Below are 17,871 nucleotides of genomic sequence, written 5' to 3'. Positions count from 1 at the left end.
CGGTTCCGTGTTCACGGGCGGTGGCGAGCCGTTCCTTGTGGAAAAGTAATCAGAAATAGAAATTAAAAATCATAAGTATTGAGGTGGGCTTGTCCATTTTCTTCCAAAGACGTAATGTTACAGTTACGAATGGCTCGACCCGTTATGTTCCCGCAGGGCGGGTAACATCGGGTGACGTTGTCTATGGATTGAATGGCGGCACGGACTGCCCATCGGTAGATCTGGCGTCGGGAGGAACCATCTCCGGGGCCACGGCTCTGTCAGGTGGCGTCGTGGCTGCAGCGGCCAATGGGACCACTTTTGGCGGGACTGCACTTGAAAGTGGTTCTTTTGCCGCCCTGAATCAGGGTGTGGTCGTAAGCGCGACGATCACCGCCCGTGCCGGTCTGGCAGTGGGCAATCTCTCTGGCTATCAGGGTACGCCGGCCTTGGCGATCGCTCCGCATGTCATGAGCGACGGTCATGCTTTGGTCGGCGGCGGCTTCACGGTCAAGGGGCAGAGCTTTTCTGGCTCCGGGGTGATTTCAGGTGGCACTTTCGATGTCGGCTCCACTGAAAATCTGGCTAGTGGTGGAACCGATGACAGCAGCTTTTTCGGCGGTACCCAGATTGTTTCCGCAGGTGCGCTGGCGCTCAAAGGCATTTTCAGCGCCGGGGTGCAACTGATCAATGGCGGGTCTGCCTCCAGCTCGGTCGTGTCGGCGGGTGGCACCGTTGTCGTGGGGCAGGGTGGACGTGCTTCAACGGTGACAGTCGGCAGTGGTGGGACGGCGGTCGTGAATGCTGGCGGCGTCTCGATCAACCAGAATGTTCTCGCCCGGGGGGTATCAATCGTTTCCGCTGGCGGTACGCTTAGCGGGGCGACAATTGCCTCGGGGGGCTCCGGTGTTGTCCAGTCCGGTGGCGTCGTCAGCGGCGCAACGATCCTTTCCGGAGGCACGCAGAATGTGCGGGCCGGTGCGACCGTCCAGAGCGCCGTTGTCGCGGCTGGAGGCTCCATGATCCTCGCTTCGGGCGCGACGGTCGCCAATCTTCAGGTAGCTGCGGCACCATCTGCTTCTGAAAAGGGCGGCAAGCTGGTGGTCACGCCCGGTGCCGTGATGAGCAATGTCAGTGTTGGCTGGCGCGGCGCCATCGATATCGAGGGCCTCGCCTACAAACCGGGCGGCTCGGTCTCGTTCGAGAACGGCATACTCAAGGTTACCTACGCAGACGGATCGACCTGGTCGACTCCGCTGAGCGGTTCCTACAGGAAAAACGATTTCCACCTCGAATCCGATGGCGATGGCAGCACGATCGTCATGTATGACAAGTGCTTTCTCGCAGGTACGATGATCCGCACGCCGTTTGGCGAATGTCCGGTCGAGACGCTCGTCGTGGGCGATCTTGTCTCGACAGCCACTGATTTGCCCGGGGCCACCAGTCGGATCACCTGGATCGGTTCGGCGGAAATCATCATCGATCCCTCAAGGAGCGACGATCACGCGGGTTATCCTGTGTGTTTCAGGGCAGGGGCTATCGGCCCTCATTCTCCTGACCGCGATCTTTTCATCACGCCCGAGCACTGCGTATTCATGAATGGTGGTCTTGTGCCTGCGCGTATGCTCGTCAACGGGACTAGCATCGATTACGACCGCAGCCGCACGCGTTTCACGATCTATCATTTCAGAACAGAGGCCCATGCGGTGGTGTGGTCCAACAACATGGCCACCGAGACCCTTCTGGATGATGGAGAACTGCATGGGCTGGAGCCCGATGCGGCCTCGCGTCATGTGCAGCCTGCCTCTCTGCCTCAGGGTCGCGTTGCGCCGTTGCGGGTTGAGCGGACATTCGTCGAGCCTCTGCATCGTGCCCTGATGGCGCGGGGCAAGGCGCATCTTGAGGCATTGCAGGCGAAGACCTCCGATGCAGAGGGCGAGGGTATCGCCCCCTCCGCGCTTCATGACCCTGACCTGCATATCGTCTCGAATGAAGGACATATCGTTCGCCCGACGCGCAGTACAGAGGATATGGTCATTTTCCATGTGCCCGCCGAATGGGAAGAGGTGCGTATCCGGTCGCGGGCAGCGCGACCCTTCGATGCGGAAGGGCCTTTCATTGACGATCGGCGGTCTCTCGGGGTGCTGATTGGTGATATTCATCTCTGGGACAGTCACAGTTCGACCCGGCTCGACACCCATCTCAGCGATGCCGCTCTGGAGGGATGGAACAATATCGAGCCTGTGCCGATGCGGTGGACCACCGGCGATGCGCGACTGCCGCTCGGCAGGCGCCGTGTCGGGGCGCCCGGTGTGCTGGGCATCAAGGTCAGGGCAACGGCTGTGTACGCTTCTGTTGCCTGCTGAACGGTCTGTAGCTTTGCAAAAGACCCAATGCTTCTCAAGATCAGGGGAAGAGCTGCTCCTGTCGGCTCATATCCCTGCCTGAGCGCAGGGCGGCGCCACGGCGCACATGTCTGGCCTGGGTCAGTCTGATAAGTTCATCCGGCGGCGCAAGAGCGAGCTGTCGTTGCAGGATATGCGCGGTTACATAGGCATCTGGCCCCGCTCTGTGGGCGGGCGCGGCAAGGCTGCGATCAAGGTCGAGTCTCAGCCAGTAGCGCAAAATCTGGTTTGTGTGACGCGGCGCCTCCGGCCAGAGCTTCTGTCCGATGCGCAATGTGCACAGCCATGGCAGGCCGCCCGTAATGGCGTCGGTCAGGAAATGCCGTTCGAACGCAATATGATGGGCGGCCAGCATGTCGGGGCAGGGGCTGTGCTGAACCAGTGCGCCAAGGGCATCGGGCGTTGCATGGGGCAGATCGGCGGCAAAATCTTCCTCCATCAGGTGATGAACCGCCTGGGTCTCTGGTGTGAGCGGCGCGGCGGGGCGAAAGAGCTGGGTTCGCGGGGGCTCGATCTGCCAGGCGCCGTCGATTAGAACCAGATCGACCGAGCCGAACTCGATGACTTCAGAAGAGGCGGGATGATTTCCCGAGGTTTCGAGATCAATAACACGCAGGCGCATCGAGTCGACGGGTTCCGGTTGCAGGGCACAAGATGAGTCTTGATTTGCCCGTTTCTTTGGTGAAAAGCGCAGTTACAAGAAACGGTTCGTGTCGATGGTTTTTCCGTCTGAACTTTTCACGGCATGTGACGTTTTGTTAATGTGGAACGCAAAAGCCGTCATGCGCCTCATTGTTTCATAACGATGCCAGATTGACGCCATGTTCCCTTGATGTCCTGAAATAAAGGAGAAGGCCATGAGCAAGAATTCGACTTCGCACCGAAATGATGTTCCCGCCCTCGACACTGACGTCAAGGCGGCTCCTCAGAGCTCGAGAGACGTCAAGACAGACGACCATGGCGCTTTTCGTGTCCATGTTCAGCTGCTTGGTCAGGAATGGTCACAGACACATTGATTGCTGCGCCTACGGCGGAAAGTGATCGGTTACTGCGCGCCTAGCTTAGAGCGTCACCCTGACGTCTGAAATGGTCGGGTCGGCACGGTGCCACCAGTAATCTGTCGCTTCGCCATCCATGAGCGGCAGATAAGGATCAGGGGCACCCGTCAGCCTGACCGTATTGGTTGGCGTCTCCTCAAGCGTGAGGCTGGTGCAGCAGAGCACATCGCCTTCCGCACGCAGGAAAGCCTCGAGCTTGGCGTAGAGCAGGGCAGCCATCAATTCGGTGGTGGGGTCGCCGGGTGTCACGACAATCCGGTCGACACGTGCGGGTTCGTTCGCAAGAAACCACCCAAGCAGCGGGTCTGACGACGAGATCTGGAAAGCGTGGTCGAGGCGGGTATCGATGAAATCGTGCCAGCGTGCTTTTGCCTCGGCAAAAGGCACGACCATGTTGCGCGCGCCATCCAGGCGCGATGGAGTACGCGCCTGCAGCGTGACAGTGACGAACTCGTTATGCCCGTGCGGAATGGCACAACGCTCGGAACTGCCTGCAATCAGGCGATGCCCCATGCTGAAGCGCCGGGTAAAGCTGAGTTCAAGCGCCGACATAGCTTGACCATCCCTTGGCGCGCAGTTCGCAGGCGGGGCAGGTGCCGCAGCCAAAGCCCCAGTCGTGCTGATGCGCGCGGTCGCCCAGATAGCAGCTATGGCTGTCGCGGTTGATCGCCGACACCATGGCCTTGCCGCCCAGCGTTTCGGCGAGGCGCCAGGTTTCCGCCTTGTCCAGCCACATGAGTGGCGTGTGCAGCACGAAGCGCGTCTCCATGCCAAGATTGAGCGCCACCTGCAGCGCCTTGATGGTGTCGTCACGACAATCGGGATAGCCGGAATAGTCGGTCTCGCACACACCGGTAACGATATGGCGGGCGTTGCGTCTGACGGCCAGTGTTGCGGCAAAACTCAGAAAAAGCAGGTTGCGGCCCGGGACAAAAGTCGAGGGCAGGCCGTTCTCGTTCATCTCGATGGCCGCCTCACGCGTCAGTGCGGTCTCGGAAATCTGGCCAAGAACAGAGAGGTCGAGCGTATGATCCTCGCCCAGTCGATCCCGCCATTCCGGTCTGGCGTCGATCATGGAAACACGCAGCCTATCGCGGCACTCCAGTTCAACGGCATGGCGCTGGCCATAGGCAAAACCCAGGGTCTCGACATGCGCAAAACGATCAAGCGCCCATGCCAGACAGGTGGCGGAATCCTGCCCACCTGAGAAAAGAACGATCGCCGTGTCATTGGAGAGCATCAGGGAATCCCGATCAGCTTGTGGGTTTGCAGCGACAGGCGCCAGCGCGGGTTTTTCAGGCAGTAGGCAACGGCTTTCTGCGTGTTTTCGATGCGATCGGGTCCATCCATCGGCTGCAGCCAGAAATGGGTAAAATCCCAGGTCTCGAACAGTTCGGGGGGGAGCGCCTCCTGCGGGAAGACCAGCTTCAGTTCCTGTCCCGAGCGCTGCACGAGAGTGCTGGCTGGTTTGGGACTGATGCAGACCCAGTCAATTCCTTCCGGTGCCCTGATCGTGCCATTGCTTTCGATGGCAATCTCGAACCCCGCTTCATGCACCGCTGCGACGAGAGCGTCATCAATCTGCAGCAGGGGCTCTCCCCCCGTGAAGACGACATAACGGCGTTCTGGCTCGGACGATGCCTGATCCCAGCAGGTGACCAGAGCCTGAGCTAGGTCTTCTGCTGTGGCAAAACGACCGCCACCCTCGCCATCGGTGCCGATGAAATCGGTATCGCAGAACTGGCAGGCGGCTTTATGGCGGTCTTCTTCACGGCCAGACCAGAGATTGCATCCGGCAAAACGACAGAACACGGAGGCGCGCCCTGTATGGGCACCTTCTCCCTGAAGTGTCGCGAAGAGTTCCTTTACGGCGTATGGCATGCCTCGCATGTCGGCGAGCCGGGCGCGCGATGCAAGTGAAAAATGGGTCTTTTTCGCAGCAGATCTTATTTGGCGGCAGTTCCTGGGGCTGCGGAGGAAGGCTGCGGCTGATCTTCGTCAGGCGGTATCTCGGATATATGCTGCACGTACATCGTGTGCTGCGTCGTGATCCAGACGCGGTGATGACGCAGGAAATCAGCGCCGAACAGGGCGTGATCGAGCGTATCATTATTCATGATGATCACTTCAGGATTATGGATCGTGAAATCGCCAAGTGTCATCGCCCTGAAATGGTGATGATAGGCAGTGACCCTGTCGCTGCCAACGGCCTCGAAATCGATCGAGGCTCGGTCTTTTTTCAGCATCTCATCAGTGACACCCAGTTCATGTGCCATGCGAAGTGGGATGACGGTGCGTGAGGCGCCCGTATCGAAAATGGCTTGTATCGGTTTACCCTCATCGAGTGTGAACTGCAGATGGAGTTGCATCTGATCGAGATCGCGCTCGATTGGTACGGTATGCATCATCCCCTTCCACAATGGCGCCGGATAGGGGCAGCGCTTCATGTCGAGCAGTTGCATCTGATGATGCGGCATATCGATGACCAGGTCGGTTGCGAGCAGGATCTCGGCGCCCAGAAGCCCCACCAGCGGCGGCTGAGGGGGTTTGGTGGCACCGAAGGATTGTGTGGTCATGGCAAAGGCATGGTTTGTGTTCGTGGCGCCACCAAGCCCGATATCGTCCACCTGCACGATACGCTGGAGTTCCGTGCCTTTGACCCCGGTCGTTCTCACCATGCCGGTGGAATAGGTCAGATCGAGCATGTCTGCGTATTTTTCACTCAGCACGCTGTTGAAAGCCCCTGAATCGACAGTGAACAGGACGGGATGCTTATTGATCGTAGCCCGTACCACTGGCGTATTCTTGTACGAATCAAGCGGCAGGCGCCCGATCGTACCAATGACGCAGGAGCCGTCTTTTGCAGGCGTATCGCAGCCGGCCAGCAAACACATGGCAAGCAGGAAAAGCGGGCATGAAATCGATCGCGCAATCGGTCCTGATCTGACGCTTTGCATGGTGGTTCCACGATTCTTTCTTTGAGCTTCAGTGGTATTATTTGTAATTGCAACGACACTGTAACAACCTTGGCTTTCTCGCAAGCAGGTCGTCCCCTGATCCCTGGCCGCACCATCCCGTGTGTCGGGTTTGCGCGTTCACCTTGTCTCAGCCGGATGATGCCGATACCTGCTCGTTAACGGCCTCAAAGACAGGGAGGCGGGGAGTGAGTTGCATGCGTGCCAGGTTCAGACAGATTGCTCTTATCGGCGGGTTTATGGCTGCTATGCTCTTCCCCGGTGAGTTGGCACGGGCCAAAGGCTTTGACGTAACGGTACTCGGTGCACATGGCGGGCTCGAGGACGGTAATCTGAGTGCTTATCTCGTGCGCGAGCAGGGGGCGGATGTCGGCGTTCTTCTGGATGCCGGTACGGTCATGAATGGCATCGAAAAAGCGGATGCCGCCCATGATTTCGATCATCTTGCCCTGCCGGATGATCCGAAATCCTCGCGTACCGGTCTGCTGATCCATCATGTCATTCAGGGCTATCTGCTCAGCCACGCGCATCTGGACCATGTGGCGGGGCTGCTGGCTGTGTCCCCCGATGATCGGGGCAAGCCCATCTATGCCCTGCCGTCGGTCCTGTCGGTAATGCAAGATGACCTTTTCAATCATCGCGTCTGGCCCAATCTGGCCGATCGTGGGGCAAAGCCTGCCTTGGGGCTGTATCATTATCATGATCTGCTTCCCGAGCGGATCGTACCGCTCTCAGGCACGGAACTGAGCGTCATCGCCTATCCATTGAGCCATGGTGCTGTTGAATCGACGGCATTCCTGCTGCGCTCCGGGTCTGATGCGCTGCTCTATCTCGGCGACACCGGGCCGGATGCTCTGGAAAAGGGAGACAGGCTTGCCGCACTCTGGAAAGCTGTTGCCCCTTTGATCCGTGCTCACCAGCTTCGTGGCCTGATCATCGAGTGTTCCTATGACAACAGCAGGCCCGACTCACAACTATACGGCCATCTGACCCCCGCCTGGCTACTGCACGAGCTTGCTGCATTGAAGGCTGAGGCTGGTATGTCGATGAAGGGCTTCCCGGTGCTTGTTGCCCATATCAAGCCTCTCCTTACCAGTGGGACGTCGGCAGAGGATCTTATCGCAGCCCAACTTCAGGCAGGTAATGTCGAGGGGTTTCGTTTTCTGATCGCCCGACAGGGGCTTGCCGTCTCGTTTTGAAGGAATGACGCCGTCATGCCTGTGTGTGGCGGTTTCTCTAGTCGTCGGAAGAATTGAACAGGTCCGACTTGTTGATCCGGTGAATCAGAAGCCCGGCCATAAGCGGGCCGATCGCGTAGCCGGCGAAAACAAAACAGATCATGAAATAATCGGCATTGGTCATTTCTGCTGAAAGGCCTCGAGCTCTGCTTCGTGATCATAGACCAGACGCGTCCTGCAATCCATCTTGCGCAAGGTAGCCGTTGGTTTTTGCTTCGACGAGAGCCGGCTGAGAGCACGGACCCTTGGAGCGGCGCGTCTGAAAGGCTAGAGCTTCTGCTCTGGTCAAGCAAAGAGCGAGAAGCATGAACACGACTCAGCCAAGGGCAGGCGACAGGGAAACGATACTTGATCTGTTTCCCCTGTCAGGATGGGGGCGATTCAAGGCGGCATTCGTCGATCTGCGTGAGGGCTTTCGTCTTCTGCCTCTGGCTATGACCCTGGGGTGGCTCGATATCAAGATGCGCTATCGCGGGTCGGTTCTTGGGCCGTTCTGGCTGACAATCACGACGGCTGTCATGGTGATCGCGCTGGGGTTTCTTTATGCCGAGCTGTTCGGCATCGTGCTGAAAACCTATCTGCCTTTTCTGGCGCTTTCTCTTGTTCTCTGGGGATATATCTCGACTCTCATTACAGAGAGCACGACCGTCTTTTCGCAGGAAACGCGCCTGATTCAGTCTGCCCGCAGACCGTTCAGCGTCTTCGCGATTCAGGCCATTATCCGTAACCTGCTGGTTCTGGCACATAATGCCGTCGTCGTTCTGGTCGTCTTTCTCATTTTCGATATCGTACCCCTGAAAATCTGGCTGATCCTGCCTGCGCTCGGGCTCTGGATTATCGATAGTCTTGCCATCGCGCTGTGCCTCGGGCTTTTCGGCGCGCGTTTTCGCGATATCCCGCCAATCGTGGGCTCCCTGCTTCAGGTATTCTTCTTTGTCACGCCGGTGATCTGGAAGCCTGAACTTGTTGGCACCCTTGGAGGTTGGCTGTTGATCGATCCGTTCTATCCCCTCCTGGCCATCATTCGTGCACCGCTTCTGGGGGAGACTCTTCCGCTCGTCATCTGGGAGGCGGCTCTTGCCCATAGCGCCGTTCTGATTGTCCTTGCGGCTGTCTTCTTCGCCCGTTTCCGTGCCCGCATCGCTTACTGGGTTTGATCATGACCAGAGTTCTCGTTGACCGTCTGTGCCTGCACTTTCCGGTCTATCATTCTGAAAACAGCACCCTGAAGCGTTCCATGGCCGGTGCCGTCAGCAATCGCAGCGGGCAACGGGCCGGTAGCGCCCTGGTGGAAGATGTACGTCATCGCGTGACGATCGACGTGCTGAAGGATATCAGCTTCACGCTGGACAAGGGTGAGCGTCTGGGCCTCATTGGGGGGAATGGTGCGGGCAAGACGACGCTTCTGCGCGCTCTGGCCGGTATCTACGAGCCGGTTTCAGGGCGCGTGCGTGTCCGTGGGTCGATCGGCACATTGCTCGACACGCAGCTTGGAATGAACATGGAACTGACAGGTCTGGAGAATATCCGCCTGCGCTGCCTGTTCCATGGGTTCGGGCAGGCCCAGGCCGGGTCGATCGCGCAGAATGTTGCCGAGTTTGCAGAGCTGGGTGATTTTCTGGCTCTGCCGGTCAAGACCTATAGCAGCGGCATGCTGGTGCGCCTTGCCTTCGGTCTGGCAACGGCCATTACGCCTGATGTGCTGCTGATGGATGAATGGCTCATGGCAGGCGATATCACCTTTCTGGAAAAGGCGAAAAAGCGCATCGAGAGCCTCGTGCAGGATTCCGATACGCTTGTCATGTCGTCTCATCAGCCCGAGATCATCCGACGCTGGTGCACGCGCCTGATCTGGCTCGAGAACGGTCAGATTCGCATGGACGGCCCAACGGATGCGGTTCTGGACACTTATCTGGCGGCTTGAGGGCCGCACTTTTCTCCATAAGACGTCTGCTTCCGCTTTCTGCTCCGGCAGAAAGCACGCACACGGAAAACCGGCGCTTGATTAAGCAGGTTTACTGGATTTTCTGATCGAGTTTTCGGAGAAAATGGCGCGAGTGACGGGGCTCGAACCCGCGACCTCCGGCGTGACAGGCCGGCGCTCTAACCAACTGAGCTACACCCGCATGAAGCTTTTCAGCTTCAGCAACCGCTTCGGAGGAGGCCGTAACGTCCTCGTCTTCGGTGAAGGGGGAACTACCAGTCCCAATTTCTTTTGGCAACAGGGGGTAGCGATTTTTTTTCATTTTTCTTCTTCTCCTCGCCGTTGGATCGGGGAGGGACGCTAGGCGGGAAGTCAGCATGGAGCTGGTTCTCGATGCCCGTCTGGCAAGGATACAGGCGCGTTCAACGGGCTCTGTGGGGCTGCACGCTGGTGGCGAGAGGGAGAACAGTGATTCTGGCTCTCTCGAAGGCGGGTTGGCAGGTCGTATGAGCGCCCCTGATCACTGAGAGAGCAGGAATCGAACGCGCCCGTCTGGTGGGCGCGGCTATTTCTCTGCTCACAGGGCGGCGTTCAGTCTCGCAGAAGCGCCGGGCGTGTTATCGGCAGAAAGCCTTCGGTCGAGACTCAAGACTTCCAGGTGGCACCGAGTCGATCATGGGAGCAGGGGCAGGCTTCCCGGCAGTCGAGAGGGACGCCTGACTCTTTCAGGGTTCGAGCGCGTTGCTGCGGCATGAAGCCGGAGCATTGACCGGGTTGCAGCGTGCGACCAGATTCGGGCCGAAACTGACCGCGTAATCATGCCACGGCGCTGGTTCGAAACCGGGATAATCGGTGCTGATGAGATGCGCGCCGGAATAGAAAGCGACATTGCGACGTTCGAGATCGTTTTGCCGCGCTTCGATCGTATTGGCATCGGCGCGGGTACGCACGAGATAGCCCTGTTTCACCAGATCCGGGATGACACGCGCAGCTGCGGCGTTGTCGACAGCCTCGCTGCCATTGCCCTTGGCGCCGATGAAGCCCTCATTGATTTCTGTAAAAGCACAGTCAGGGTCGCCGGGTTTGGCATTGGTAAAGACGATACGGTTGCGCAGGGCCGGGTGGCCTTGGGTATAGCGCGCTGTGTCATGAGGCCGGTCGAACAGGAAAACGACCTTGCCACGCGTCTGTGACAGGCTGGGCCAGCCATGTTCATGCACGGCGCTGTCGAGCGTCTCTGCCGAGCCGCGCACCTGGTCGGGGGTAACGATTCCGTCCTGTCCGAAAACCGAGATCAATTCGGCATCGAGCCTGTCATAGGTGGCAGGGGTAAACACTTCCGGTGGCGTGAAATCGAGCTTGCCGCCTCCGAAGGGAATATCCTGCTTGGTTTCAAGGTCGATGAAGACAGGCACATGGTTCGGATGCGCGTCCGACCAGGCCTTGATTTCGGACAGACAAACGCGGAGCGGCTGGCAGTTCGATCTCTGGTCGATATCGACGATATGCATGACCTTGAAGTCTGTGCCCTGCATTGCATGCGGCGGAGTCGGGTCGCGATCGGGCGTCAGCCCCGCCTTGCGCTCCCATTCAGGGCCCTTTGGATGGGCATAGCGGCCACCCTTGCTGTCAGCATAGATGTCGATTTCAAGCTGGCGCACGCCGTGATCGAGCTGTGACGTTAGTGTGTCATGATGATAATCGAGCGCAATCGCTGCCTGAGGCGAGAGCTTTGTCAGCCATTTCAGCGTGGTGGGCGAGATGTCGCGCCGGTAGCTGTTATGGGTGCCGATCACCTGTATCTGGTTGAGATGGACCGTCTCATCCATCGGCCCGGCATGGGCAACGCCCATCACGGCCGTAAGGAGAGTCAGGGGCAAGGCAGAGCGAAGGCGCATCGACAGATCCTGAAAGCGGGCCCTGAAATCGGGCCAGGGAGCCGCGATAAGGACATGGCTTTGAGGGGGCTGGAAGACGCCAAGGGGCGCGTCATGAAATCTTCATCGGGCCTATAAAAAAATGCCACAGAGGATTCATGGTCGACGCTCAGGTTTCGAGAGCAGAAACCAACCCTCTGTCGTGATCAGACTTCTTTCTCGAGCAGTAATACTGGACGTTACTCGAATTTTCAGCCGGGCCTGGCGTTGCACCATGCAGAAATGTGTGACGGTTCAACGCGGGCGCTGCCCTATACTGCCCGTCTCTCAAGGAGGAGGCAGCATGGGCGATGGCCGCGTTTGTTGGGATGAAGTCTATTCGGGCAAGGCAGCGACACACCCATCACACGCCCGGCGGCGCGCGCCAGAATTTCCAGAGCGTGCTTTTCCAGTGAGAAGGTCTGTCCCTCAGTGTACCCCTGACAGCAGCAGGAGGCGAAGCGTCACATGATCGAAATCCGGGTCGATGATCTTGCAGGGGCAGAAACCCGTGCCCTGCTGGCCCTTCATCTGGCGGGCATGGCGGAGGATACGCCTTCAGCCAGCCGGTTTGCCCTTGATCTTTCGGGTTTGCAGGTGCCTGAAGTCACGCTCTGGTCAGCGCGGATTGATGGGCGTGTGGCAGCGATCGGGGCGTTGAAAACGCTTGGGGAAGGACTGGCTGAGGTCAAATCGATGCGTACCCATCCCGATTTTCTGCGACGCGGGGCCGGGGCGAAAATTCTGGCGGTCATCATCGCCACGGCGCGAGAGCGCGGCCTGAAACGCCTGAGTCTGGAGACCGGTACCACCCCGGCATTCGCCTCAGCGATCGCGCTATATCGCAAGAGCGGTTTTGTCAGCGGGCCAGCTTTCAGCATCTATCAGGCGAGCGCGTATAACCAGTTCTTTCATCTTGATCTGTGAGAACCGGCAGCCAGGGCGCGCGCCCTGGCTGGTTTTCGGATGGTGCCGTGAAGGGCACCTTACCGGCTGATCATGATTTCGATCAGATTGGTGGTCCCACTCGCAATGCCGGCCTCAATGGCCGGAGCGATATCCTGTGCGCGTGTCAGGCGACGCGCCGGAACCCCCATCGAGGTGGCAAGTGCCTGATAATCGATGGTCGGATTGACGAGATCCATGGCGATGAAGCGACCGGTCTGGGCTGCCGTATAGTTTGCCTGACCGCGCATGAAGTTCTTGAGCACGTTATATTCGCAGTTATTCATCACCACGAAAGTGACAGGCAGTTTCTCATGCGCGGCGGTCCAGAGCGCCTGCGGTGAATAAAGGGCGGCGCCATCGCCTACCAGGCACACGACGGGCTCGCGTTTGAGGCCGAGCGAGCAGCCAATGGCGGCAGGCATGCCCCAGCCAAGGGCGCCCCCACGCAGAAAGGAATACTGCGCCGGGTCATTACTCTCGAGAAAACTGCGCACGAAAGTCGATGTCGCGATGGCTTCGTCGACGATGGGTGTGTGTGGCCCGATGGCACGCACCGCCTCGCGGGCAGCGAGGATGGGCGGAATGCGCTCGGCATCGAAGCCTGCATCGGCGCGTGCATGCAGGGCACGACGCTCTTCCTGCCTTCTGTCTCGGGCGGCGCTGCCGAGTGCCGCATAGTGAAGTGCATTTTCGGCGCTCGCTGTCGAGAGAAGGGGCAGCAAGGCCGTAAGAGACGGTTTGAGCGCGCCACAGCTCGAGAGAAGGGTCGGGTAGGTACGGCCCAGATCGGTCACATCCGACGAAAGCTGGTACACTGCGCAGCCCTCAGGCACGGCAGAGCCTTCGGTATAAAGAATGGTGATGAGCGATTTGCCACCAATGGCAAAAATGGCATCGTAATCCGAGAGGATCTCGGCAATGCCGCGCGCCGTGGTCGGCAGATTGCCCCGCCAGAGAGGATGCGCGGTGGGGAAAGGCACGCGAGACGGCCAGGATGAGCCATAGACAGGTGCCCCGAGCATTTCCGCCACGGCAACAGCCTCCGAGGCAGCCTTGCTGGCGTGAATCTCATCCCCCGCAATCAGGGCCAGGCGCCCCGGTGCGATGGCTGAGAGTGCCTGGGCCAGTTCTGGCAGACCTCCGGCAATGGAATCGCGATTGATGCGTGAGGGGGCGCCGCTTCCGATGGTGCTCATCTCTTCCATGATATCCATGGGAAGCGAAAGAAAGACCGGGCCGGACGGCGCTGCGTCGGCGTCGTGAAAGGCGCGTCGCACGAGGGTCGGCAGCTGGTCGACAGAGGCGACCTCCTTGCCCCATTTCACGGCAGGCTCTGCAATCTTGAGCAGATCGCCGAAAAGCAGCGGATCGGTGACGGCGTGACGCAGATCCTGCTGTCCGGCGGTCACGACGAGCGGCGTTTGCGACACATGGGCGTTGAGCAAATTGCCCATACCATGGCCCAGACCGCCTGCCGTATGCAGGTTGAGAAAGCCGGGGCGTCCTGATGATTGTGCGTAACCATCGGCCATGGCGACGGCGCTGGCTTCCTGCAGGGCCAGAATATAGCGGATATCGGGCTTGCGCAGCAGGCTGTCCATCAAGGGCAGCTCGGTCGTGCCGGGATTGCCGAAAATATACTCCACTTTCTCGCTGGCAAGAATTTCGAGCAGGATATCGGCGCCGCTCCGGGCATTGAGCGTGCTGGTTCTGGCAAGGCTTGCTGTCATGGTCTCGATCCTGAAGAAAGATGCGAAAAACAGGATCGCAAGCCGGAAAGGCAGCGATCGTCTGACGAGACGATATCACGCTCTTTTCTGATAAAAATTGCGTTTTTCAATGCGTTTCAGCTATTGAAAAGAAAAAACAATTCGGATTTACGGCAATATGGAGCATAAAAATTGCTTGAGGAACTCGATGCGATTGATCGGCACCTGCTGGTCCTGCTGCAACAGGATGCATCGCGTTCCACAGCCGAGCTGGCCGATCTGGTTGGCCTTTCCCAGGCGCCCTGCTGGCGGCGCATCCAGCGTCTGAAGGATGCGGGCATTCTGCAAAAGCAGGTCTATCTGGTTGATCGGCGCAAGATCGGGCTGAACGCCCAGCTCTATGCGCTGGTCAAGCTGACGGCGCATGCGCGCGGCAATCTCGCCGCTTTCGAGGAAGCGATACGCGATTTTCCCGAGGTGCAGGATTGTTATGTGCTTCTGGGGTCGACGGATTTCATTCTGCGCATCGTGACGCGCGATATCGAATCCTATGAGCAGTTCTTCCTGAAAAGACTGGCAAGCGTGCCCGGTATTCAGGAAGTCAACTCGATGGTGGCGCTTTCGGAAATCAAGCACACGCTCGAATTGCCGATAGAGCGCCTGACCTCCTGAAAAGCGGTGTCAAAGGGGCCAATGCCCCTTTGCAGATGTCAGGGCATCCCTCTGACGGGCATTACCAGCAGCAGAAGCCACCATCGACCAGCAGATCGACACCCGTGCAGAAAGACGCAGCGCGGGAAGAAAGGAAAATAGCCGGTCCGACCATTTCGCGCGGCAGGGCGATGCGGTTCATCGGAGTGTCGTTTTCGAATACTTTCACGCGCTCGGCCCATTCGGGGCGGGTGTTCATGGGGGTGGCGGTATAGCCGGGACTGATGGTGTTCACGCGAACGCCACGGGTTGCCCATTCCATGGCCAGGCTCTTGCTAAGATGGATCACGGCAGCTTTCGAGGCGTTGTAATGCGCCTGCATGAGCCCACGATTGACGATCACGCCCGACATCGAGGCGATGTTGACGATCGACCCGCGGCCATTGGCGAGCATGGCGCGACCCTCGGCCTGAGACGAGAGAAACACGCCAGTAGTGTTGATATCGAGCACACGCTGCCACTGATCACGGCCCATTTCCTCTGCCGGAGCCGCATTGGCGATACCTGCGGCATTGACCGCGACAGAAAGCAGACCCAGCTCGGTCTGGGTGGCGGCAATGGCATCGGCGAGGCTCACCTCATCCGTGGCGTCGCCTGTGCAGACCAGAACAGAGCGCTTGAGCCCGCGAATGCGGTCAGCGGTTTCATCGAGTCCCTTGCGTGAACCCGGCAGGTCGAAACAGGCCACCGAGGCGCCTGCTTCTGCAAGACCAATGGCAATCTGCTGGCCAATTCCGCTGCCAGCGCCGGTTACGAAAGCGATGTCGCCCGAGAGGTCGAAAAGATCCATGAGGGTAATCCAGTGTTCCGGTGTCAGAAAAGGGGGCGGCCCGCATGGGCCGCCCTGAAAGCAGAGAAATCAGTGGGTCTTGCGGCTTTTGATGCGGGTCAGAACCGCCTCGGCGCGGGTCACGACATTGTCGACAGTGAAGCCGAAATGGCGGAACAGATCCTGCGCAGGGCCGGATTCACCAAAGCCGGTCATGCCCACCACATCGCCATCAAGCCCGACATAACGAGCCCAGTAGAGGGTGCTGGCGGCTTCAATGGCCAGGCGTGCCCTTACGGCATCGGGAAGCACGCTTTCACGATAGGCGGCATCCTGCGCATCGAATGTTTCGGGCGAGGGGAGCGAAACCACACGGACGGCCACGCCCCTGGCGCGCAGGGACTCGGCGGAGTCGAGGGCCAGGGTCATTTCAGAGCCCGTGGCAATCACGATCAGATCGGGTGTGCCGGTGCTGTCTGAAAGCACATAACCGCCGCGCCATGCATCGCGCAGTTGAGCCTCGCTGCGGTTATGCTGTTTCAGGGGCAGGCGAGAGAGCGAGAATGCTGTCGGCCCATCCAGACGTTCAAGCGCGCTGACCCAGGCGATGGCGGCCTCGACCTGATCGCAGGGGCGCCAGGTGACCATGTTCGGGGTCTGACGCAGGCTGGCCAGCTGTTCGACCGGCTGATGTGTCGGCCCGTCTTCGCCCAGACCGATGGAATCATGCGTATAGACCAGAATCTGACGCTGTTTCATCAGGGCGGCCATACGCACGGCGTTGCGCGCATATTCCATGAACATCAGGAACGTCGCGGTATAGGGAATGAGCCCGCCATGCAGCGCAATACCGTTGGCCATGGCGACCATGCCGAACTCGCGCACGCCATAATCGACGTAATTGCCTGCAGGATCGAAGCAGACCGAAGAAGAGCCCGACCAGCGTGTCAGGCAACTCGGGGTAATATCGGCACAGCCACCGAACATTTCCGGCAGATGCGGCGCAAAGGCCTCGATGGCATTCTGCGAGGCCTTGCGTGAGGGAATGTCCTTGGGGGCGTCCTGAAGGCTGCGGACGAAGTCGCGAGACAGGCTTTGCCAGTTTGCCGGAAAGCCCTTGTTCTGACGACGCGTGAATTCGGCCGCAAGCTCCGGATGCGCCGCCTCATAGCGGGCGAAGAGGGCGTTCCAGGACGATTCCGCCTCGCGGCCAGCCGGTCGATGGTCCCAGTCGCGATAGATTGCGTCAGGGATTTCAAAAGCCGGATGAGCCCAGTCCAGACGGGTCCGTATCTTCGCGATCTCATCGGCAGGCAGGACGCCTCCATGCACCTTGTGGGTGCCGGCATAGCCTTCGGAGCAGCCCTGACCGATGGTGGTGCGGCAGATGATCAGGCTTGGGCGGCCCGTTTCGGCACGAGCCTTTGTCAAGGCATCCAGAACGGCCTCGGGGTCGTGCCCGTCGATCTCGCCGATGACCTGCCAGTCATAAGCCTCGAAGCGCTTGCGGGTGTCGTCGGTATAGACGCCGTCGATCGGTCCGTCATTGGTGACCATGTTGCGGTCATAGATCGTGATCAGCTTGCCCAGACCGAGCGTGCCTGCAAGGGCACAGGCCTCGTGCGAGATGCCTTCCATCAGGCAGCCCTCGCCGACATAGGCATAAGTATGGTGATCGATGATCGGCAGTCCGGGGCGGTTGAACTGTGCCGCCAGGGTTTTTTCAGCAAGGGCCATGCCGACGGCATTGGCGATTCCCTGGCCAAGTGGGCCGGTTGTGGTCTCGATGCCCGGTGCGTAGCCGAACTCAGGGTGGCCCGGTGTCCTGGAATGAAGCTGACGGAACTGCCTGATATCGTCGATGCTCAGGTCGAAGCCGGAGAGATGCAGCAATGCATAAAGCAGCATCGAGCCATGGCCGTTGGAATAAACGAAGCGGTCGCGATTGCACCAGGCCGGATTGGCGGGGTTGTAGCGCATGACGTCACGCCAGAGCACTTCCGAGATGTCGGCCATCCCCATTGGTGTGCCGGGATGGCCTGACTGTGCCTTGAAAATGGCATCGATGGCGAGAATGCGAATGGCGTTGGCGCGCTGGGTGCGTGTGGTCATGGAAAGACTCTTGTCTGGCCCCATGGTGGCGGGCGGTGAATGTTAGAATTCCGAATGAAATGATATGTATTAAACTCTGTTCATGATCATGGTTTGACAGAAAGAAAACCTGCCTCGTTTCATGTGA

The 17,871-nt window shown here is 59.1% G+C and carries 18 protein-coding genes and 1 tRNA gene; 8 read left to right on the top strand and 11 right to left on the bottom strand.

Features of this window, described 5'->3' with window-relative positions; translation table 11 throughout:
• Nucleotides 1-89 precede the first annotated feature (89 nt).
• Nucleotides 90-2,345 carry a Hint domain-containing protein gene (locus AA105894_RS09505; RefSeq protein WP_267311514.1) on the top strand — a complete coding sequence of 752 codons (2,256 nt, stop codon included), beginning with the start codon at nucleotides 90-92 and terminating at the stop codon, nucleotides 2,343-2,345.
• 40 nt (nucleotides 2,346-2,385) lie between these two features.
• Here the strand turns inward: AA105894_RS09505 and AA105894_RS09500 are convergent, their stop codons facing one another.
• Nucleotides 2,386-3,006: a hypothetical protein gene (locus tag AA105894_RS09500; protein ID WP_267311513.1), complete on the bottom strand. Its 621-nt coding sequence runs from the start codon at nucleotides 3,004-3,006 to the stop codon at nucleotides 2,386-2,388.
• Between the two features lie 235 nt (nucleotides 3,007-3,241).
• On the opposite strand from AA105894_RS09500, the gene AA105894_RS09495 reads away from it, so the two are divergent.
• Nucleotides 3,242-3,400, top strand: a complete 159-nt coding sequence (locus AA105894_RS09495; protein ID WP_267311512.1) for a hypothetical protein — start codon at nucleotides 3,242-3,244, stop codon at nucleotides 3,398-3,400.
• 45 nt (nucleotides 3,401-3,445) lie between these two features.
• On the opposite strand, the gene AA105894_RS09490 is transcribed toward AA105894_RS09495, so the two are convergent.
• The 4 genes from AA105894_RS09490 to AA105894_RS09475 form a co-directional block, all read right to left on the bottom strand.
• Nucleotides 3,446-3,994 carry a 6-pyruvoyl trahydropterin synthase family protein gene (locus tag AA105894_RS09490; RefSeq protein ID WP_267311511.1) on the bottom strand — a complete coding sequence of 183 codons (549 nt, stop codon included), beginning with the start codon at nucleotides 3,992-3,994 and terminating at the stop codon, nucleotides 3,446-3,448.
• Nucleotides 3,981-4,682 carry a 7-cyano-7-deazaguanine synthase QueC gene (queC, locus tag AA105894_RS09485; protein WP_267311510.1) on the bottom strand — a complete coding sequence of 234 codons (702 nt, stop codon included), beginning with the start codon at nucleotides 4,680-4,682 and terminating at the stop codon, nucleotides 3,981-3,983. Before queC ends, AA105894_RS09490 begins: the two co-directional genes overlap by 14 nt.
• Nucleotides 4,682-5,323, bottom strand: a complete 642-nt coding sequence (queE, locus tag AA105894_RS09480; protein ID WP_267311700.1) for a 7-carboxy-7-deazaguanine synthase — start codon at nucleotides 5,321-5,323, stop codon at nucleotides 4,682-4,684. Before queE ends, queC begins: the two co-directional genes overlap by 1 nt.
• A gap of 65 nt (nucleotides 5,324-5,388) precedes the next feature.
• Nucleotides 5,389-6,399, bottom strand: coding sequence for an aspartyl protease family protein (locus AA105894_RS09475; protein ID WP_267311509.1), 1,011 nt, complete (start codon nucleotides 6,397-6,399; stop codon nucleotides 5,389-5,391).
• Nucleotides 6,400-6,614: 215 nt separating this feature from the next.
• Here AA105894_RS09475 and AA105894_RS09470 point away from each other — a divergent pair, with 215 nt between their 5' ends.
• A complete protein-coding gene (locus AA105894_RS09470; RefSeq protein WP_267311508.1) occupies nucleotides 6,615-7,616 on the top strand; it encodes an MBL fold metallo-hydrolase in 1,002 nt (333 codons plus the stop codon).
• Nucleotides 7,617-7,653: 37 nt separating this feature from the next.
• Here the strand turns inward: AA105894_RS09470 and AA105894_RS09465 are convergent, their stop codons facing one another.
• Nucleotides 7,654-7,779 carry a hypothetical protein gene (locus tag AA105894_RS09465; protein WP_264784172.1) on the bottom strand — a complete coding sequence of 42 codons (126 nt, stop codon included), beginning with the start codon at nucleotides 7,777-7,779 and terminating at the stop codon, nucleotides 7,654-7,656.
• A gap of 181 nt (nucleotides 7,780-7,960) precedes the next feature.
• Between AA105894_RS09465 and AA105894_RS09460 the strand changes: the two genes are divergently transcribed.
• Both AA105894_RS09460 and AA105894_RS09455 read left to right on the top strand, forming a co-directional pair.
• Nucleotides 7,961-8,812, top strand: coding sequence for an ABC transporter permease (locus AA105894_RS09460; protein ID WP_267311507.1), 852 nt, complete (start codon nucleotides 7,961-7,963; stop codon nucleotides 8,810-8,812).
• A gap of 2 nt (nucleotides 8,813-8,814) precedes the next feature.
• The gene (locus tag AA105894_RS09455; RefSeq protein ID WP_267311506.1) at nucleotides 8,815-9,579 is read left to right on the top strand and encodes an ABC transporter ATP-binding protein; all 765 of its coding nucleotides are present in this window, start codon (nucleotides 8,815-8,817) and stop codon (nucleotides 9,577-9,579) included.
• Between the two features lie 125 nt (nucleotides 9,580-9,704).
• Here AA105894_RS09455 and AA105894_RS09450 read toward each other — a convergent pair.
• Nucleotides 9,705-9,781: transfer RNA gene (locus AA105894_RS09450), tRNA-Asp, on the bottom strand.
• A gap of 175 nt (nucleotides 9,782-9,956) precedes the next feature.
• Here AA105894_RS09450 and AA105894_RS09445 point away from each other — a divergent pair.
• On the top strand, nucleotides 9,957-10,106 hold the full coding sequence (locus tag AA105894_RS09445; RefSeq protein WP_267311505.1) for a hypothetical protein: 150 nt from the start codon (nucleotides 9,957-9,959) through the stop codon (nucleotides 10,104-10,106).
• 198 nt (nucleotides 10,107-10,304) lie between these two features.
• Here the strand turns inward: AA105894_RS09445 and AA105894_RS09440 are convergent, their stop codons facing one another.
• Complete coding sequence (locus AA105894_RS09440) at nucleotides 10,305-11,477, bottom strand: phosphatidylinositol-specific phospholipase C1-like protein (RefSeq protein WP_267311504.1); 1,173 nt, start codon at nucleotides 11,475-11,477, stop codon at nucleotides 10,305-10,307.
• Between the two features lie 486 nt (nucleotides 11,478-11,963).
• Between AA105894_RS09440 and AA105894_RS09435 the strand changes: the two genes are divergently transcribed.
• Entirely contained in the window at nucleotides 11,964-12,422 is a 459-nt protein-coding gene (locus tag AA105894_RS09435; RefSeq protein WP_267311503.1) for a GNAT family N-acetyltransferase, read from the top strand.
• Nucleotides 12,423-12,481: 59 nt separating this feature from the next.
• Here the strand turns inward: AA105894_RS09435 and AA105894_RS09430 are convergent, their stop codons facing one another.
• Nucleotides 12,482-14,173, bottom strand: coding sequence for a thiamine pyrophosphate-binding protein (locus AA105894_RS09430; protein WP_267311502.1), 1,692 nt, complete (start codon nucleotides 14,171-14,173; stop codon nucleotides 12,482-12,484).
• A 171-nt stretch (nucleotides 14,174-14,344) separates the two neighbouring features.
• Here AA105894_RS09430 and AA105894_RS09425 point away from each other — a divergent pair, with 171 nt between their 5' ends.
• On the top strand, nucleotides 14,345-14,824 hold the full coding sequence (locus tag AA105894_RS09425) for an Lrp/AsnC family transcriptional regulator (protein WP_188425617.1): 480 nt from the start codon (nucleotides 14,345-14,347) through the stop codon (nucleotides 14,822-14,824).
• Between the two features lie 61 nt (nucleotides 14,825-14,885).
• On the opposite strand, the gene AA105894_RS09420 is transcribed toward AA105894_RS09425, so the two are convergent.
• A complete protein-coding gene (locus AA105894_RS09420; RefSeq protein WP_267311501.1) occupies nucleotides 14,886-15,653 on the bottom strand; it encodes an SDR family oxidoreductase in 768 nt (255 codons plus the stop codon).
• A gap of 69 nt (nucleotides 15,654-15,722) precedes the next feature.
• On the bottom strand, nucleotides 15,723-17,744 hold the full coding sequence (gene tkt, locus AA105894_RS09415; RefSeq protein ID WP_267311500.1) for a transketolase: 2,022 nt from the start codon (nucleotides 17,742-17,744) through the stop codon (nucleotides 15,723-15,725).
• Nucleotides 17,745-17,871: the final 127 nt, after the last annotated feature.

It is taken from the genome of Asaia spathodeae NBRC 105894 (genome assembly GCF_025994195.1).
GTDB classification, from domain to species: domain Bacteria; phylum Pseudomonadota; class Alphaproteobacteria; order Acetobacterales; family Acetobacteraceae; genus Asaia; species Asaia siamensis.
The sequence above is the reverse complement of the archived record's forward strand: the minus strand, read 5'-3'. Positions and strand labels throughout refer to the sequence as shown.

Bases quoted from the DNA above. Each gene is read 5' to 3' on its own strand.
- AA105894_RS09500 (WP_267311513.1), bottom strand. From the start codon at position 3,006: ATGCGCCTGCGTGTTATTGATCTCGAAACCTCGGGAAATCATCCCGCC.
- AA105894_RS09495 (WP_267311512.1), top strand. From the start codon at position 3,242: ATGAGCAAGAATTCGACTTCGCACCGAAATGATGTTCCCGCCCTCGAC.
- AA105894_RS09490 (WP_267311511.1), bottom strand. From the start codon at position 3,994: ATGTCGGCGCTTGAACTCAGCTTTACCCGGCGCTTCAGCATGGGGCAT.
- queC (WP_267311510.1), bottom strand. From the start codon at position 4,682: ATGCTCTCCAATGACACGGCGATCGTTCTTTTCTCAGGTGGGCAGGAT.
- queE (WP_267311700.1), bottom strand. From the start codon at position 5,323: ATGCCATACGCCGTAAAGGAACTCTTCGCGACACTTCAGGGAGAAGGT.
- AA105894_RS09475 (WP_267311509.1), bottom strand. From the start codon at position 6,399: ATGCAAAGCGTCAGATCAGGACCGATTGCGCGATCGATTTCATGCCCG.
- AA105894_RS09470 (WP_267311508.1), top strand. From the start codon at position 6,615: ATGCGTGCCAGGTTCAGACAGATTGCTCTTATCGGCGGGTTTATGGCT.
- AA105894_RS09465 (WP_264784172.1), bottom strand. From the start codon at position 7,779: ATGACCAATGCCGATTATTTCATGATCTGTTTTGTTTTCGCCGGCTAC.
- AA105894_RS09460 (WP_267311507.1), top strand. From the start codon at position 7,961: ATGAACACGACTCAGCCAAGGGCAGGCGACAGGGAAACGATACTTGAT.
- AA105894_RS09455 (WP_267311506.1), top strand. From the start codon at position 8,815: ATGACCAGAGTTCTCGTTGACCGTCTGTGCCTGCACTTTCCGGTCTAT.
- AA105894_RS09445 (WP_267311505.1), top strand. From the start codon at position 9,957: ATGGAGCTGGTTCTCGATGCCCGTCTGGCAAGGATACAGGCGCGTTCA.
- AA105894_RS09440 (WP_267311504.1), bottom strand. From the start codon at position 11,477: ATGCGCCTTCGCTCTGCCTTGCCCCTGACTCTCCTTACGGCCGTGATG.
- AA105894_RS09435 (WP_267311503.1), top strand. From the start codon at position 11,964: ATGATCGAAATCCGGGTCGATGATCTTGCAGGGGCAGAAACCCGTGCC.
- AA105894_RS09430 (WP_267311502.1), bottom strand. From the start codon at position 14,173: ATGACAGCAAGCCTTGCCAGAACCAGCACGCTCAATGCCCGGAGCGGC.
- AA105894_RS09420 (WP_267311501.1), bottom strand. From the start codon at position 15,653: ATGGATCTTTTCGACCTCTCGGGCGACATCGCTTTCGTAACCGGCGCT.
- tkt (WP_267311500.1), bottom strand. From the start codon at position 17,744: ATGACCACACGCACCCAGCGCGCCAACGCCATTCGCATTCTCGCCATC.